At 61.0% G+C, this 15,146-nt stretch carries 15 protein-coding genes; 9 read left to right on the forward strand and 6 right to left on the reverse strand.

What is annotated here, in order from left to right; genetic code table 11:
• Positions 1-164: 164 nt before the first annotated feature.
• Both VHO05_RS14280 and VHO05_RS14285 read left to right on the forward strand, forming a co-directional pair.
• Positions 165-1,880, forward strand: a complete 1,716-nt coding sequence (locus VHO05_RS14280) for a mucoidy inhibitor MuiA family protein (protein ID WP_329647250.1) — start codon at positions 165-167, stop codon at positions 1,878-1,880.
• Positions 1,881-2,202: 322 nt separating this feature from the next.
• A complete protein-coding gene (locus VHO05_RS14285; RefSeq protein WP_329647251.1) occupies positions 2,203-3,495 on the forward strand; it encodes an adenylosuccinate synthase in 1,293 nt (430 codons plus the stop codon).
• Between the two features lie 27 nt (positions 3,496-3,522).
• On the opposite strand, the gene VHO05_RS14290 is transcribed toward VHO05_RS14285, so the two are convergent.
• Both VHO05_RS14290 and VHO05_RS14295 read right to left on the reverse strand, forming a co-directional pair.
• Positions 3,523-4,029 (reverse strand): N-acetyltransferase, encoded by a 507-nt coding sequence (locus tag VHO05_RS14290; RefSeq protein ID WP_329647252.1) that lies wholly within the window; start codon positions 4,027-4,029, stop codon positions 3,523-3,525.
• 199 nt (positions 4,030-4,228) lie between these two features.
• Positions 4,229-4,690 (reverse strand): NUDIX domain-containing protein, encoded by a 462-nt coding sequence (locus VHO05_RS14295; RefSeq protein ID WP_329647253.1) that lies wholly within the window; start codon positions 4,688-4,690, stop codon positions 4,229-4,231.
• 91 nt (positions 4,691-4,781) lie between these two features.
• On the opposite strand from VHO05_RS14295, the gene VHO05_RS14300 reads away from it, so the two are divergent.
• A complete protein-coding gene (locus tag VHO05_RS14300; RefSeq protein ID WP_329647254.1) occupies positions 4,782-5,702 on the forward strand; it encodes a metallophosphoesterase in 921 nt (306 codons plus the stop codon).
• A gap of 169 nt (positions 5,703-5,871) precedes the next feature.
• Entirely contained in the window at positions 5,872-6,996 is a 1,125-nt protein-coding gene (locus tag VHO05_RS14305; RefSeq protein WP_329647255.1) for a patatin-like phospholipase family protein, read from the forward strand.
• On the opposite strand, the gene VHO05_RS14310 is transcribed toward VHO05_RS14305, so the two are convergent.
• Both VHO05_RS14310 and VHO05_RS14315 read right to left on the reverse strand, forming a co-directional pair.
• A complete protein-coding gene (locus VHO05_RS14310; RefSeq protein ID WP_329647256.1) occupies positions 6,972-7,748 on the reverse strand; it encodes a helix-turn-helix transcriptional regulator in 777 nt (258 codons plus the stop codon). The two genes, VHO05_RS14305 and VHO05_RS14310, sit on opposite strands and share 25 nt — an antisense overlap.
• Positions 7,749-7,919: 171 nt before the next feature.
• Entirely contained in the window at positions 7,920-8,444 is a 525-nt protein-coding gene (locus tag VHO05_RS14315) for a septal ring lytic transglycosylase RlpA family protein (protein ID WP_329647257.1), read from the reverse strand.
• A 548-nt stretch (positions 8,445-8,992) separates the two neighbouring features.
• Between VHO05_RS14315 and chrA the strand changes: the two genes are divergently transcribed.
• On the forward strand, positions 8,993-10,297 hold the full coding sequence (chrA, locus tag VHO05_RS14320) for a chromate efflux transporter (RefSeq protein WP_329647258.1): 1,305 nt from the start codon (positions 8,993-8,995) through the stop codon (positions 10,295-10,297).
• Here chrA and VHO05_RS14325 read toward each other — a convergent pair.
• The gene (locus VHO05_RS14325; protein ID WP_329647259.1) at positions 10,294-11,262 is read right to left on the reverse strand and encodes a magnesium transporter CorA family protein; all 969 of its coding nucleotides are present in this window, start codon (positions 11,260-11,262) and stop codon (positions 10,294-10,296) included. The genes chrA and VHO05_RS14325 overlap by 4 nt on opposite strands.
• Before the next feature lie 217 nt (positions 11,263-11,479).
• Here VHO05_RS14325 and VHO05_RS14330 point away from each other — a divergent pair, with 217 nt between their 5' ends.
• Positions 11,480-11,824 (forward strand): hypothetical protein, encoded by a 345-nt coding sequence (locus tag VHO05_RS14330; RefSeq protein WP_329647260.1) that lies wholly within the window; start codon positions 11,480-11,482, stop codon positions 11,822-11,824.
• A gap of 73 nt (positions 11,825-11,897) precedes the next feature.
• On the opposite strand, the gene VHO05_RS14335 is transcribed toward VHO05_RS14330, so the two are convergent.
• Complete coding sequence (locus VHO05_RS14335; RefSeq protein ID WP_329647261.1) at positions 11,898-12,422, reverse strand: polymer-forming cytoskeletal protein; 525 nt, start codon at positions 12,420-12,422, stop codon at positions 11,898-11,900.
• A 338-nt stretch (positions 12,423-12,760) separates the two neighbouring features.
• Here VHO05_RS14335 and VHO05_RS14340 point away from each other — a divergent pair, with 338 nt between their 5' ends.
• From VHO05_RS14340 to VHO05_RS14350, 3 genes are all read left to right on the forward strand, one after another.
• Positions 12,761-13,255, forward strand: a complete 495-nt coding sequence (locus tag VHO05_RS14340; RefSeq protein WP_329647262.1) for a protease inhibitor I42 family protein — start codon at positions 12,761-12,763, stop codon at positions 13,253-13,255.
• A gap of 459 nt (positions 13,256-13,714) precedes the next feature.
• Positions 13,715-14,449, forward strand: a complete 735-nt coding sequence (locus tag VHO05_RS14345; protein WP_329647539.1) for a hypothetical protein — start codon at positions 13,715-13,717, stop codon at positions 14,447-14,449.
• Between the two features lie 86 nt (positions 14,450-14,535).
• Positions 14,536-15,120, forward strand: coding sequence for a glutathione peroxidase (locus VHO05_RS14350; protein ID WP_329647263.1), 585 nt, complete (start codon positions 14,536-14,538; stop codon positions 15,118-15,120).
• The last annotated feature ends 26 nt before the right edge of the window (positions 15,121-15,146 follow it).

Consider the following 15,146-nt stretch of genomic DNA (forward strand, 5'->3'; position numbering starts at 1 on the left):
CGACGTCTTTCATCTTCTTCAGCGGGAGCCGCATTTTCGGCCATAATTTCGTCGGGAAACGGCCGCACACGAGCCGTCGAGGGCGCGCCGCACACTCTTCCTGCGGCCACAAACGTCACGCTCCATTCACGTCCCGCTCAACTCAAGCGAAAGGTCGCGCTCCCGTGAAGAAGGTTCTCCTTGCCGCGCTCTTGTCTGTCAGCTTTGGCGCAGGCACCGTTGAGGCGGCTGAAGTCGATGCCGTCTCGCGGATCGACAGTGTCGTCGTGTTCCCGATGGGCGCCGAAGTCATGCGCGTCGCCAAAGTGCAGCTGGAAAAGGGCGAGCACACCATCCTGTTCCGCGATCTTCCGGCGAGTGCGATCGAGGGATCGATCCGTGTCGAGGGAACGGCATCGGGCAAGCTCGAAATCGGTTCTGTCGATACGCGCCGATTGTTCGTGCCGCGCGCCGATGCCGAAGCCGCAGCGTCGGAGCGTCGGCGGATCGAGACCGAGATCGAGCAGCTTCGGGACGACCGTGCGCGGCTTGAAGCCCAGGTCCAAGCCGCAGAGACGCAAAAATCCCTCATCTCCAATCTCACGCAACTGCCGACGCGGCCTGCTCCCTCCAACGGCGCCGAGCGCGGCGAGGACTGGACGGCGATCCTCGCGTTGATCGCGGCGGGATCGACCGAAGCGCAGAAATCGCTGCAGGACGCGCAGATCCGCATGCGGGAGACCGACCGCAAGATCGAAGATCTCGAGAAGAAGCTCGGAGAGATAGCGCCCGAGAAGACCGAGCGCACGGAAGCCAAGGTCTTCGTCGTGGCGCAGTCGCCGCTCGAAGCCGACATCACCATCCGCTATCAGGTCGCGCATGCCTCGTGGACACCTCTCTACGACGTACGGCTCGCTACGGGTGGCAAGACGGTTGCGCCGAAGATCGATCTCGCGCGCCGTGCTGCCATCAACCAGAAGACCGGCGAGAGCTGGGACGATATCGGTTTGACGCTGTCCACGACGCGTCCAACGGCGGGTGCCGCAGCGCCGGAACTCCGGTCGCTGATCGTGGATTTCGAGCCTGAATTCGTACCCCCTCCGGCGCCGGTGGCTGCCGCTCCCTCGACCGAAGGGAGGGCGATGGGTGCGCAGGATTCCGTAGCAGCCCAACCCGAGGCTGCGGAGGAAGAGAGCAAGGAGCTGGATAGACTCGGAGGCGGCGTACGTCCGAGGAAGGCCATTCTGGTCGAGCGCCCCGCCGAGGTGATCCGGGCGCCTTTCCACGCGCTCTACGCCGTGCCGGGGCGTCTCTCCATTCCGGAGACGGGAGAGTCGAAACGTGTTCAGCTCGGCGCAGAGACGATCGAGCCGCAGCTGACTATCCGTGCGGTTCCGAAGGTCGACGCGAAGGCCTATCTCTACGCCAAGTTCAATCTGCCTAAGGGATCTCCGCTGCTCCCGGGCGCAGTCTCCTTGTTCCGCGACGGGACGTTCGTCGGGACGGGCCGGCTGCCCATGCTGTCGCCTGGCGAAGAGCACGAACTCGGGTTTGGCGTGGACGACCTGGTCCGCGTGCGCCACGCGATCGCGCAGGAAACGCGCGGCGAGACGGGCCTCATCTCGACGTCGCGCACAGACAGCCGCAACTACATCCTTTCGGTGAAGAGCATGCATGAACGCGCCATCGCGCTCGTGGTTTACGATCAGATTCCGGTTTCGGCCAATCAGGACATCAAGGTCGAGCTGACCGGCCGGACCAGTCCCAGTAAGCAGAACGTCGACGACAAACGCGGCGTGCTCGTGTGGGAGGGGAAACTCGAGCCCGATCAGGAACAGACCATCGAGTTCGGCTATCGGGTCTCCTGGCCTTCGTCGAAGGCGGTCATCTACAGGCAGTAGGTAGCGGTTAAGGATCTGAATGGGCTGGAAAATGGGCTAGTGTCCCGATTTTGAAGTTCGCCAGAGTTTAATGCTAGGTACCGAGCGAACTTCGAAATCAAAGGGACACTAGCAAGCCTATGAGTTGCCAGTGTGATTCAGATCGAGAAATTCGCTAGGTCCCTCGCGGCCAAGTATGGCGAATTTCTCGATCATCACACTGGATGAGCCCATGTCGCAGGAAAACCGCTTCCACTTTTTGACAGGCCCTTTAAACGTAGATCCTTGGTTTTCGGCCCCGGTTCGATCGACCGGGGCCATTTCATGACAAGTGGTGGCAGAAATGGCTAACGTCGTAGTCGTCGGCGCGCAGTGGGGCGACGAGGGGAAGGGCAAGATCGTCGACTGGCTCTCGGAGAGAGCTGACGTCGTGGTCCGCTTCCAGGGCGGGCACAATGCGGGCCATACGCTCGTCATCGGTGAAAAAACCTACAAGCTGTCGCTGCTGCCGTCGGGCGTCGTGCGTTCGAACAAGCTCAGCGTCATCGGCAACGGCGTCGTCGTGGATCCGTGGGCGCTCTGCGCGGAGATCGAGAAGCTCAGAGCGCAGGGCGTGTCTGTCGAACGGGCCAACCTGCGCGTTGCCGAAAATGCGACGCTCATCCTTCCGCTTCACCGCGAACTCGATGTCATGCGCGAAGAAGCAGCCGGCGACGGCAAGATCGGAACGACTGGCCGCGGCATCGGTCCTGCCTATGAGGACAAGGCCGGACGTCGTGCGATCCGCGTGCAGGATCTCAAGAATCTGGCGACGCTCGGTCCCAAGATCGATCGCATCCTTCTCCATCACAATGCGCTGCGGCGCGGGCTCGGAAAGCCGGAGATCAGCAAAGATGCGCTGATGGCCGAGCTGGCGGCCGTCGCGCCGAAGGTGCTGCCCTACATGGATGTCACCTGGGATCTTCTCGACGCCGAGCGCAAGGCCGGAAAGCGCATTCTGTTCGAAGGCGCGCAGGGCGCGTTGCTCGACGTCGATCACGGGACATATCCCTACGTGACGTCTTCGAACACGATTGCAGCGCAGGCTGCGATCGGATCGGGGATGGGGCCGGGATCACTGGGTTTCGTGCTCGGCATTGCGAAGGCTTACACGACGCGCGTCGGTGCGGGGCCGTTCCCGACCGAATTGACCGACAAGATCGGCGAAACGCTCGGAGAGCGTGGCCACGAGTTCGGTACGGTGACGGGACGCAAGCGGCGCTGCGGCTGGTTCGATGCGGTGCTCGTGCGTCAGGTGGCGAAGGTCTCGGGCATCAATGGCATTGCACTGACGAAGCTCGACGTGCTCGATGGCTTTTCCGAAGTAAAGGTTTGCGTCGGCTACAAGCTCGACGGCGAGAAGCTCGACCGTCTTCCCGCGGGTTCGAATTCGCAGGCGCGGGTGGAGCCGATCTGGGAGACGTTCGAAGGCTGGTCGCAGTCGACGCGTGGCGCGCGGCGGTGGGCGGATCTGCCCGCTCAGGCCGTCAAATACGTCAAGCACATCGAGGAGCTGATCGAGTGCCCGATCACGCTGCTCTCGACGAGCCCCGAGCGCGAGGACACGATCCTGATGAAGGATCCGTTCGAGGACTGATATAGCTGGGCGGTCGGCAGTTTGGTGTTAACGGCCAGAGATCTGGCCGTTAAAGCCGGCGAGCGCGCCGTCTTCAAGTTCGGCGGCGAGAATGCGCGCCGGATTGACGGGGCCGGGAAATGTTATTGCGCCCGGCGCCACCGGTTTGAAGCCGAAGCGCCCATAGTAGGGTTCGTCACCGACAAGGACGACAGCCTTCACTCCGGCCGCGCGCATCGCCTCCATCGCTTCCTTCACGAGGGCGCGTCCGTAGCCTTGTCCGGCGTACTCCGGTGCCACGACGAGAGGGCCGAGAAGTGCGGCGCCCTTCTTGCCGCCGATGACAATTTCCGACATGCGCAATGCCGCGATCAGCCGATCGTCGGCCATTGCCAGCAGGCAGAAGCGCGAAAGTTCGGATGCGGGGCCGATCTGCTCGCGGACGCGGTAGGCTGTGCGCGCAAAGCGGCCGGGTCCGAAAACGCGGTCGTGCAGGGCGGAGATCAGGGGGATGTCTTCCGGCGTGACGGGCCGGGTGACGACTTTCGAAAGCATCGAGGTGGATCCTGGAATGGGGCCGGGCAAACGTGTCAACGCGAAGTGCGCGCAATGCGCGCTCGTCGCGGTCGCTGTTCGTTCAGGCGTGAGGATCGGATGCTCATGGCCGCGGCTTTAGCATGCGCGAAAAATCGGGTCCAGGGCGTGCGTCAACGGCGCAGGGCCGTCAGGCCGACAGCGGCCTTTCCAGGCTCATTTACCAATGAGATGAGCGGGGGTGCTGGCCCATAATTTCGATGATCCGCTCCCGTGTCGGGGCATTGGTATTTGCCGGCAGGGCGTTCCAAGGCACCATGACCTGCTCGGCAATTTCCGCATTCGGTTTCGGGATGGACAGTTGCCGCCAATTCCGAACGATGAAGAGTGCGATGTGATCTCCCGGAAAGAGCCGGTGATTGGCGTATAGCCCGAATAGCTCCGGCGGGCCTTCCAGCGTGATGCCTGCTTCTTCATGAAGCTCTCGTGTCAGCGCATCCTCGATGGTTTCGTTCTTCTCCACCCCGCCGCCAGGGAAATGCCAGCCTGGCCGGTAGGTGTGGCGGATCAGAAGCACGCGATTGTCGCTATCGAGCACCACGCCTTGCGCGCCAAGCGTCAAGCCGCGAGAGTAGCGCCAATATCGCTGCATGGCGGCGCGGATCAGTTTCTCAGGCGACACGTTGTGCCTCCAGGAAAGTTACTTCGGGCAGGGCGGCTGGAGATCTGCATGGCGAAGTTGGAATTCACGCGCCGGAAGTCCTAGAGGGCATATGACCGAGACTTTCAAGCTTGTCCACCTTTCGGACGTTCATCTCGGGCCAATCGTGGGCTTTCATCCCCGGCACATGAATGCCAAGCGTGCGCTCGGTCTCGTCAACTGGCATCGCGGACGGCGGCGCGTGCACCTGAGGCCGGTCGCAGATTTGATCGCCGCCGATGCGTTGGCGCAGAACCCCGACCACATCGCCGTCACCGGTGACCTCGCCAATCTCGGCTTGCCGGGAGAGTTTGCCGCGGCGTTGACGTGGCTCGAGTCTCTGGGCGATCCGCAGCACGTTTCCGTCGTCCCTGGCAATCATGACATCTACTCCGGGCGTATCGGCACGGCCTCGTGCCTCAGTGCGTGGGCGTCATTCATGCGTGGTAGCGACGGCGTGGATGACGACCAGCCGGTTCACTTTCCTTACGTGCGCAAGCTCGGCCCCGTTGCGCTCATCGGCTTGAACTCGGCCGTGCCGACACCGCCTTTCGTCGCCGCGGGACGGCTCGGCAAATCTCAGATTGCGGAACTCGGACCGATCCTCGACAGGTTGGCTGGCGAGCAGCTCATTCGCGTCGTTCTTATTCATCATCCGCCGTTGCCGGATCAGGCGCCACCGAGGCGCGCGTTGCAAGATGCTGTTGAGTTGACCGAAGTGCTCGAACGATACGGTGCGGAGCTCGTTCTACACGGTCACAATCACCGTGACATGCTCGCGTGGCGGACATCTGCAGGACGCGGCATTCCGGTGGTCGGGGTCGCGTCGGCTTCAGCGGCGGTGAGGCACAAGGACGAGCCTTCGGCGCGCTACAATCTCATTCGTCTCAGGCGCGAGGACGGAATTGTGCACGTGGACTGTGAGACGCGCGGATTGGATGGCACGGGTGTGATTACGAGTCTGGGACGCCGCGATCTCATTGCACCGGAGTGACGGTGCGAAACCGATATCGTGTTGCAAATTGGACATGCAAATCTCGATTGTGCGGCCGATTGCGCGGCAATCCGGTGTGGCGTTCGTGCTAGTCTCCAATCGCGGCACGTAGGATTTCCATGTTGGCGCTTCTTTCCGACATTCCGGAATCAGGGCAGGAGCACCGCACTTGTTGCAGCTTTTCAGACGTCAGTTCAAAATCAACCTCGCGCTTCAGGGCGGCGGCGCACATGGTGCGTTCACCTGGGGTGTGCTCGATCGGTTGCTCGAAGAGGAGCAACTGACGCTCGGGTGGATTTCGGGCACGAGCGCTGGAGCCGTGAATGCCGTGGCTGTCGCTGCCGGTCTCGCGCAGGGCGGGAGAGACGGAGCGCGTGCCAAGCTGCGCGAAGTTTGGGAGGCCGTACACAAGGCGGGCGTGCCGGATCTTTTGCGGCTCAACCCATTTCTCTTCGGCCTCAGCAATGCTTCGACGTTCGCGCAGGTCGCGGGTCTTCTGTCTCCCTATGACTTCAATCCGCTCGGCTACGATCCATTGCGCAATCTTCTGGCCGAGACGATCGACTTCGAAAGCATACGGAAGAATTCTCCAGTTGAACTTCTGATCGCCGCCACCGAAGTTTCGACTGGCCGGCCGCGTCTTTTTCGACGTGAAGAAATCACAATTGAAGCGGTGCTGGCTTCGGCCTGCCTTCCGACGCTGCACCGAACGGTGGTGATCGATGGTGTCGGTTATTGGGACGGCGGCTTTTCGAAGAATCCGGATCTCATTACGGTCGCTACCGAGAGCCCGATCCAGGATACGCTGATCGTAGAGCTCAATCCGCTCGAGCGGCGCGAGTTGCCTAAGGGCGCGCGCGAAATCGCGGGGACGGCTAACCGGCTCACGTTCAATGCCCCGTTGCTTCGGGACGTCGAGTTGATCCTGGCTGTGCGCGAGGCGCTGCGCGGCCGTTTCGGCGCTGTACGTCGCGGCCGCCAAAGCGCGCTTGCGACGCATCGCTTTCACATGATCGAGGCGGGTCGCTACACAGCTTCGCTATCGGACGACAGCAAGCTCAAGCCGGATTTGGGGCTGTTCACGTACCTGCATGCGGCCGGGCGGACGCAAACCCACAAGTGGATCGCGCGTCACCTGAGTTCCGTTGGGCGACGTGAGACGGTCGATCTTGCGCAACGGTTCGGGTCCGGTGGCTCGGGCGTCGTCGACGAGGAGGCTGCAGAGGCCGATGAAATTGACGCCGCTAACTCAGCGAACTTGGTGCGGGTTCATGGCCCGACGAGGCGCGCGTAACCTTCATCGACCGATGTTTCGAGCGCAGCCTTATAGAGTTTGTATTCCGGGTTTTTCGGCGTGAGCTCGCCCAGCGTGAGCGACTTGAATTCCTGTCGCTTCAAGTAAACGATCGGCGCGGAAACCGGGATGAACGTCGCGCGCTGCTTGTTCAGCGTCGTGATCAGTCCGCGCATCTCGCCGCTTTGGTCGATCTGGGAGACCAGGATCATGCGCATGGCGCCTTTGGTCAGCGAGACCAAGTGGATGTACATGGACGACGCGGGGACATAGAGGCGTCCGCGATGGCAGAACGGCGCGTCAGGGCGATCGCGCTCCTCGAAAAGAAGGCTCGGCCATTCCGGATCCCAGACGATGTCCGTACGATACGCGACGATGGTATCCGGCTTGGCGAACGCCGGGCGGATCGTAAGATAGCTGCCGATGTAGTGGTCGACCGCCGCGCGCGTGTAAGCGCCCATGTAGACGGGAGCCACGACGCCGCCTTCGCCCTTGAGCTCCATGGGCTGGGCGGTCGACATGGAGCCAAACCAGGATTCCTTGAGGCGCTGGTAGTCGAGGCCGAGCACCATCGCCACGTCGAACAGGGTTTGTTCGCGGACCGGTTTGCCGTGCAGCAGGTTCTGGATCGTTTTTTCGTGGCAATCGGCGGCGTCAGCCAACTCGGCCTGAGTCAGCTTCTTCTCGACCATGGCGGTGCGAACAATCTGGACCGCCGCAACCCGCTCTTTGGTGCTCGCCGTCGGCTTCATTGCGGTGGGACCCAAGTCTTGGATAACAACTTTCCGTAATATACCGAATTTTTCCGCCACCCCAAGTGCTAACCCGCTGGGTTGGTGAAGACCTCTTAAGATCCGTCAGATCACAGAAAAAAGGCGGGCCGCACCGCGACCCGCCTCTGCAACTCATAGATAATCCGGGTATCAGCCGCGGCCGAGGACCGTAATCGAAACCGGGGCGACGCCCGATCCCTTCATGCCGATGACGCCAGCTGCGCCGGACGAGAGGTCGATGATGCGGCCCTTGATGAACGGACCACGGTCATTGATCGTCACGGTGACCGAGCGGCCGTTGTTGCGGTTCGTCACGAGGACCTTGGTGCCGAAGGGCAGCGTGCGATGGGCGGCCGTCATTCCGCTCGGATTGAAGCGTGCGCCCGAGGCGGTCATCTGGCCCTGCCAGTAGTAGGACGCCATGCCGTTGGAGCCGCCGCCGTACGAACCGCTGCTCGCAGCGTGCGAGGACGAGCGCTTTGCGGTCTTGGCATAACGGTTGGCCTTGTGGTTACGGTGAGAAGCGGCCTTCTTGTAGGTGGCCTTCTTTGCATGGGATGCGCCACCGCAGGCAACTTCCGGGCCGGAGCACTGCCAGCCAGCTGCGCTCGCCGGGCGAGCGTCGATCAGACCAACTGCCATAAGTGCAAGCGCTGCGAATGCAAAAAATCGCATGATCAAGTCTCCATTCATCGATGGTGGCAGTGCCGCGGTTCAAATACGGTGCGCCTCTCCGGCCCAATAGGATTTTCTCGGCTGGGCTTCGGATGTCCGCCTCGCGGCGAACGATTTCTCTTCATCAAGAAGACGGGGCTACCGGCGTGAAGAACGAACCTCGACGCAACTCCAGAACTCTGTCCTGCCACTCTATAAAATGCGGGGTCCCTTACTACCCCCCGTTCTGGTGCCGGCACCTGAACAGTCGAATTGGGCGGAATCAACGCTAAATACTGAACGTCGTTTTTAAGACTTTGCACGCATATTGATTTAACTCCTCTTTTCTTGGTGCGTCGCAAAAAGTGCGACGGCAGGTCGCACGACACGCAATCTGACGATTGTCGCGCAAGGGGCTGGAAATACGGCGACTTTGTGGCGCGCGTTTTGGGGTTGCGATCCCTGGAGTGCGCGGATGGCGGCAAGCATTTGCTTGTTGTGCGTCCGTCATCGTGATGCGGTTAGTGTCGACAGAACGACAACAAGATGCGCTTGCCGCTCCTCGACATATGACGACAACAGAAGAAAACCGTCCTTCATTTCAAGAAGCCCTCGGCGTTTGGCTCAGGATCGGCTTGCTGTCCTTCGGAGGGCCGGCCGGTCAGATCGCGCTGATGCACAAGGTGCTGGTGGAGGAGCGTCGCTGGCTGGACGAGCGGCGTTTTCTATCGGCTTTGAACTTTTGCATGCTCCTACCTGGTCCGGAGGCCATGCAACTGGCGACCTATTCCGGTTGGCGCCTGCATGGCGTTGCCGGCGGTCTCGCCGCCGGACTGCTGTTCGTGCTTCCGGGCGCGTTCGTCATTCTCGCCTTGGGACTGCTGTACGCGGCGTTCGGCAAGCTGCCGGTGGTCGAGGCTCTCTTCATCGGTATCAAGGCCGCCGTGCTCGCGATAATCGTCGAGGCTCTTGTTCGTGTTGCCCGCCGGGCGCTGCATGGCAATTTGGATTGGGTGATCGCAGGTGTCGCATTCTTGGCGCTGTTCCTGTTCGCTGCGCCTTTCCCCTTCATCGTCGCGGCTGCGCTCATCGTGGGTTTCTTGATATCGGGTCGAACGGAGCGCGAAGTGCCATTCGCGTCGCCGGCGCCGGTTTCATTGGCGGGAACCTTGCGGACTGTCCTCTTGTGGCTGGTGATCTGGATCGCGCCGTTGGGTCTGGTCGTGCTCGCTTTTGGACCGTCCCACGTTCTGTCCCAGCTCGCCTGGTTCTATTCGAAGCTCGCGGTGGTGACGTTCGGCGGGGCGTACGCCGTGCTCTCCTACATGGCGCAGCAGGTCGTGGAGGGCTATGGCTGGCTCACACCGGGCGAAATGCTTGATGCGCTGGGCTTGGCCGAAACCACACCGGGGCCGCTTATCCTGGTCACCGAGTTCGTGGGCACGCTGGCGGCCTGGCGCCATGGAGGTGGCTCGCCGCTTCTCATGGGAGTGCTCGGCGCACTGGTGACGCTGTGGGCGACATTTGCGCCCTGCTTCCTCTGGATCTTTGCGGGTGCCCCCTACATCGATCGCTTGACGCACGAACCGAGGCTCGCGGGCGCGCTCAAAGCTGTGACCGCTGCCGTCGTCGGTGTCATTCTCAACCTGACAGTCTGGTTCGGACTTCACGTGCTGTTTGCCGACGTCGAACGTGTGCAGGCAAGCGTCTTCAGTCTTTCCGTTCCGGTGCTTTCTAGCTTCCAGCCGGTGCTGGCCGTTCTGAGCGTGCTCGGAGCGCTCCTCATATTCGTCTTGAAACGCGGAATCTTGACCACGCTCGCGATCTGTGCGGCCGCGAGCCTTGCTTGGTCTCTTCTGGTGCCCTCAGTCTAGAGCCAGCCTTTGCGGCGGAAAATGATGAACGGAATGACGGCCGACAGGAACATCAGGCCGAGAGCCCAAGGGTAGCCCTCGAGCCACTCGAGCTCGGGCATGTGGCGGAAGTTCATGCCGTAGATCGAGGCAACGAGCGTGGGCGGCATCAGCATGACAGCCATCACCGAGAAGAGCTTGATGATCTGGTTCTGCTCGTTAGAGATCAGGCCGAGCGTGGCGTTGAGCAGGAAGCCGATGCGATCGGACAGGAAACGTGTGTGCTCGGCGAGAGATTTTAGATCTCGATCGGCTGTTTCAATGCGCTGAAAGATCTTGCCGTCGCAATTGCGCTCCTGGGCGGTATTCTTGAAAAAGTGCAGGACGCGCTCGATGGATGTCGCGCTTTCGGTGACGCGCGCAACGATGTCACCCTGCTTGCCCGTACCTTTCAGCAGAACATCGAGTTTGGTGTCGCGCGTGCGCCGTTTGCGCAGCTCAAAAACGCCTTGGGCCGTCTTGTCGACGCGATCCTGGATCTGGACGATGAGATCTGCCTGGCGCTCGATGAGCGTTTCGATAATGCCGATCATGATGGCGGCGCCGGTTTTGCACGTCGCGTCGCCGCGATCGACGCGGGACAGGAAATCTGGAAACGCTTTGGTATCCGTATAGCGTACCGTCACGAGGGCGTTGCCAGTGAGAATGAAGGTCAGCGTGGACGAGCCCAGGGTTTGTTCGTCGATATTGTGGACGATGTAGCCCGTCATGTAGCTCGCGCCGTTCTCCTGATAGAAGCGGCTGGATGCTTCGATCTCGCGCATCTCGGCGCGCGTCGGAACGGAGATTTTGAGAAGGCTCTCAACGTGATTGTCCTCCTCCTTGGTTGGGTTCAGAAGGTCGAACCAAACCGTATCCGACGTAATTGGGGCGGTTTCGTTGTGTTTCAGCAGGCTGTGGCCCGTCGTATCGTAGATCGTAAGCATGATTGGTCCCCTGACGCCTTGAACTCCCCTGGCGTTTTTCCATACCTTACTTCAAAGTGGATTGGTGCTCTTTCGATCTGGCGCGGAGGCCGATCCGGCTCGTTTACTTTCGGTACAGCCGCGCCCCATGAGACCCATCTAAGATACGCCGCTCGATCGAGGCCTCTCCGTCGGCTTTGGTAAACTTGGCGGACGGTTTGATTAATGGAGCAGATTCATGACATTTCGCCCCGTATCTCGATATTTCGCCCGCACCCGGATTTGTGCCGTCTCGGCGGCCCTTGCCTTACCGCTTGTCGCACTGGCCTGGGTTCACCCAGCAGAAGCGCGCATTCGCTGCGTGAACGGAAACCAGATTGTTAACGGCTCGCTGCTCGCCACGCCGTACTGCCAAGATGAGCTGGTGGCTTCTGTTGCGCGCGAGCACGGTATGAAGGTTTCCGCATCCGAGGTTCGCAACAACCCGAACTACAAGCGCAACGTCTGCCAGTTCGTAGGGCGCGACATCCGTATCTACCAGGCCTGCATCGACGCCAACAGCGCTGGCCGGCGCGGGTTCTGAAAGCCGTCCGTGCGCAAAAAAAAGCCCCTCCCGGACGGGAGGGGCTCGATTTGAATTTCCGGTCTAGGCGGCGTCAGCCAGTCTGCGATGATGAGACCGGATAGCTGTTGACGTCCAGATTGGGCGTGATCTCGGAAATATCCTTCGCGCGGCGCACGCGGCCGTCGAACTGGGCGCCTTCGGAAATCGATAGCGTCTGATGGAAGATGTCGCCTTCGACCACGGAGGTCGGATGCAGCATCACATTCTGGGCCTTGATGGCTCCGCGGACGCCGCCGCGCACCTCAATCTGCTCGGCGCAGACGGTGCCGATGATCGAACCCTCTTCGCCGATTACGACCTGCTTGCCGGTCACGTCGCCGCGCACGTCGCCGTCGATCTGCAGCCTGTTCTGCGAGATGATGGTGATCTTCTCACCGAGAATGGTCAGGTCCGTGCCGATGACGGACTGCCCAATGACGGAAGCTGCGCCAAAAGGCGAAGCGCGCCCGTTGGTGGCGACCGGAGCCGAGGGGATGGTCGGCGGCAAGCCGTTGGCCGCACCCGGCGGTTTCGGCAAACCAATAGCAGGATCTGAATTTGAGCCGCGGCTGAACACGCTTTACCTCCCCTAACAACCCACCAAATGGATGATCCACTATGGACAGAACCACGGTCAGGTGGAGGAAATTTGTCTTTAAAGAGTGAATGTCGAAGAAATTGTCTTAATTTTTCTGCGCCCAAGAAGCGCGGATCGCGCCGGGAATAAAATTAAATCTGCCCTGAACTTGGCGTGGGTGGTGGGCTGCTCAAGTTTCTCTTCGCATGGTGCCAGTCCGGTTCCCTAATTTATGCTCGCGGCATGGGAAAGCCTTGGATGCGTCGTGTGCGTCCGGTGGACTGCCCATGTTCGGCCGTGCGAAGGTCCGTCGCCGTGGTTTTCGGGTGGAGGGTCAGATGGCAATCGGTCTTGGCAGGCGATCATTTATCGCCTTTGGCCTTGGGTTCATGCTGGTGTTCGGCTGCTCTCCTACGTTGGCGGTCGATCAGCAGATTCCGGTTCAGGTCAGCGTTGGGGACAGCGTAACCCTCCAGCTCGATGGCAATCCTTCGACTGGCTATTCGTGGGTTCTCGTTGGGACGCCGAAAATCGTGGCTGTCGATCTTCTCGGCTATGCGAAGCGCGAGCTGGCGCCGGGAGAACGGCCTGTTCTTGGCGCGCCGCAGAAAATGCAGGTGCTGGTTACGGGCGTTACGCCTGGAAGCGCCAGTCTGGTGTTCCACTACGTCAAAGCGGGTGCAGCACCGGCCAAGACGCAGGAGTATGCGGTGGAGGTGGTGGGTGATGCACCTTCCGCGCAGCCCCAAGAAGATGCGGCGGACCCGTCCCGGGATGAGATGAAAGATCCCGGCGAGCGGATGTTCGACGGCACGACAGGGGATCAGGAATAAGCCCGGGCTTTTGCCAGGACAAAAACAAAGGGGCCGCCCGATGGGCAGCCCCCGTGAGATTGGGCGGCGAAATTCGGCGATTGTTGCGCCGTGCCGCGAACCGCTGATCTCAGACGGATCCTAGAGGTAGATCCGGCTTGAAACCCAGCGATCCCGACATCGCCGTCCTCAAGATCCCACTCGACATCGGATCACCTCCTTCCAGTTGTTGAAGCCTGGAGAAAGCGTGCCATGCTTCGCGAGACTTGCAAAGTTAAGTTTTAGATAGGTGCTGCAACCGATTGCCGGGTTTCGCCTCGTGCGAGTGCGCAGTCCTGTGACTGTCAGGCAACGCCATATTTCCTTCGGAGGCGGACGGGGACCTGCGCCCCATGACTCACACAATGCCGAGCGCGTACAAGCTTTGACGCTATGTGAGTCTCGCGGATTCGACGCTAGTCATTCTGATAGCGAGGGCAGATGAAGAGCCGGGTGGCGTGGATTTCCAGGGTCTGTGCCTTAGCAGTCATCGCAGTCGATCTCGCCGTCCTCCCGACACAAGCGGCAAACTTGGGTGGGAACTGCTGCGCTGATCTCGAGGAGCGTGTGCAAGAGCTTGAGAGGACGACAGCGCGGAAGGGCAACCGGAAAGTGACGCTCTTCAATGTGGTTCCGAACGTGTCGCTCACGGTCACGTCGCTCACGTTCAGCAAGGCGAACTGGAGCATCGATACTTCTGCCTTCGGCAACGTGATGATTTCCGCCGGCGGCAACCCCTTCGTTGTCAGCGGCTCGCAGGTCGCCGTGATCGACCGAACTGCCTTCGCCAACGAAGACCGCGCGGGATATGCCTTGATGACCGGCGTTGGCAACGTACTTGCCGGAGAGCTGGATGGTTTCGATGACGCCAAGCGATCGCACCTTTGGGCTGTCGCGCTTGGCAATTTTGCGGAGATCAACGGCGACGAATTGCTCAAGTCCGATCAATCGCTCGGCGGTGGACTGGCGGGTGATCTCGATGTCGACGCGCGCTTGCTCGGAACCGCGCTGACGTTTGCCTCCGGCATGGAGGAAACGGAGGCGGGTGCGTACGGAAGCATCGGGTTTGCGGCGGCGCTGACGCCGGGTGTCGCGCTCTTCGCCGACACCGAAGTGTTGCTCACCGGTCAGGCACAGTCCGTTGCGGGCTTTGTCGGGCTGAAATCGGGGTTTTGAGGCCGCGGCCGGCCCAATCCCGGATCAAAACTTGAACGGCGGGCGCTTGCTTCGTATGTCCTTGTCAGGCGACGAAGAGGTGACGTATGCGCTGGCTCCTTGCCACTTTCTCCATGTTGGCTGCGGCCCTCGGGGCGGGCTTTTTTTCGCAGGCGGGCCAGGCGGCCGCTAAGACGGCGTGGGATTTCTCGTTCACGTCGATCGACGGCAAGCCGATGCCGCTCTCGGATTTCAGGGGCAAAGTGCTGCTTGTCGTGAACACCGCTTCGTTTTGCGGCTTCACGAAGCAGTATGAAGCGCTGCAGGCCCTGAACGCTAAGTATGAGGCAAAAGGCTTTGCGGTGATCGGTGTGCCGTCGAACGACTTCGGCGGGCAGGAGCCGAAGGCGGCGGGCGAGATCAAGGAATTCTGCGAAGGCATGTTCGGCGTGACGTTCCCGCTGACTGACAAGAATGTCGTCACGGGCGACAGCGCGCATCCGTTCTACAAGTGGGCGCGGGACGAGCTCGGCTGGATCAATGCGCCGAAGTGGAACTTCCACAAATATCTCGTCGGCCGCGACGGCAAGCTGGTGACGAGCTTCTTCTCTGCGACGGCACCGGATGCGGATCGGCTGGTTTCGGCTGTGGAAGCGGAGATCGCGAAGTCTGCGGCGGCTGCAGTGAACTAGCCTGACGAGGGGTGTCGGATGGAGGC

Source organism: Hyphomicrobium sp., from assembly GCF_036262015.1.
In the GTDB taxonomy this organism is placed as follows: domain Bacteria; phylum Pseudomonadota; class Alphaproteobacteria; order Rhizobiales; family Hyphomicrobiaceae; genus Hyphomicrobium_C.

Bases quoted from the DNA above. Each gene is read 5' to 3' on its own strand.
- VHO05_RS14285 (WP_329647251.1), top strand. From the start codon at position 2,203: ATGGCTAACGTCGTAGTCGTCGGCGCGCAGTGGGGCGACGAGGGGAAG.
- VHO05_RS14290 (WP_329647252.1), bottom strand. From the start codon at position 4,029: ATGCTTTCGAAAGTCGTCACCCGGCCCGTCACGCCGGAAGACATCCCC.
- VHO05_RS14300 (WP_329647254.1), top strand. From the start codon at position 4,782: ATGACCGAGACTTTCAAGCTTGTCCACCTTTCGGACGTTCATCTCGGG.
- VHO05_RS14310 (WP_329647256.1), bottom strand. From the start codon at position 7,748: ATGAAGCCGACGGCGAGCACCAAAGAGCGGGTTGCGGCGGTCCAGATT.
- VHO05_RS14315 (WP_329647257.1), bottom strand. From the start codon at position 8,444: ATGCGATTTTTTGCATTCGCAGCGCTTGCACTTATGGCAGTTGGTCTG.
- chrA (WP_329647258.1), top strand. From the start codon at position 8,993: ATGACGACAACAGAAGAAAACCGTCCTTCATTTCAAGAAGCCCTCGGC.
- VHO05_RS14325 (WP_329647259.1), bottom strand. From the start codon at position 11,262: ATGCTTACGATCTACGATACGACGGGCCACAGCCTGCTGAAACACAAC.
- VHO05_RS14330 (WP_329647260.1), top strand. From the start codon at position 11,480: ATGACATTTCGCCCCGTATCTCGATATTTCGCCCGCACCCGGATTTGT.
- VHO05_RS14340 (WP_329647262.1), top strand. From the start codon at position 12,761: ATGGCAATCGGTCTTGGCAGGCGATCATTTATCGCCTTTGGCCTTGGG.
- VHO05_RS14345 (WP_329647539.1), top strand. From the start codon at position 13,715: ATGAAGAGCCGGGTGGCGTGGATTTCCAGGGTCTGTGCCTTAGCAGTC.
- VHO05_RS14350 (WP_329647263.1), top strand. From the start codon at position 14,536: ATGCGCTGGCTCCTTGCCACTTTCTCCATGTTGGCTGCGGCCCTCGGG.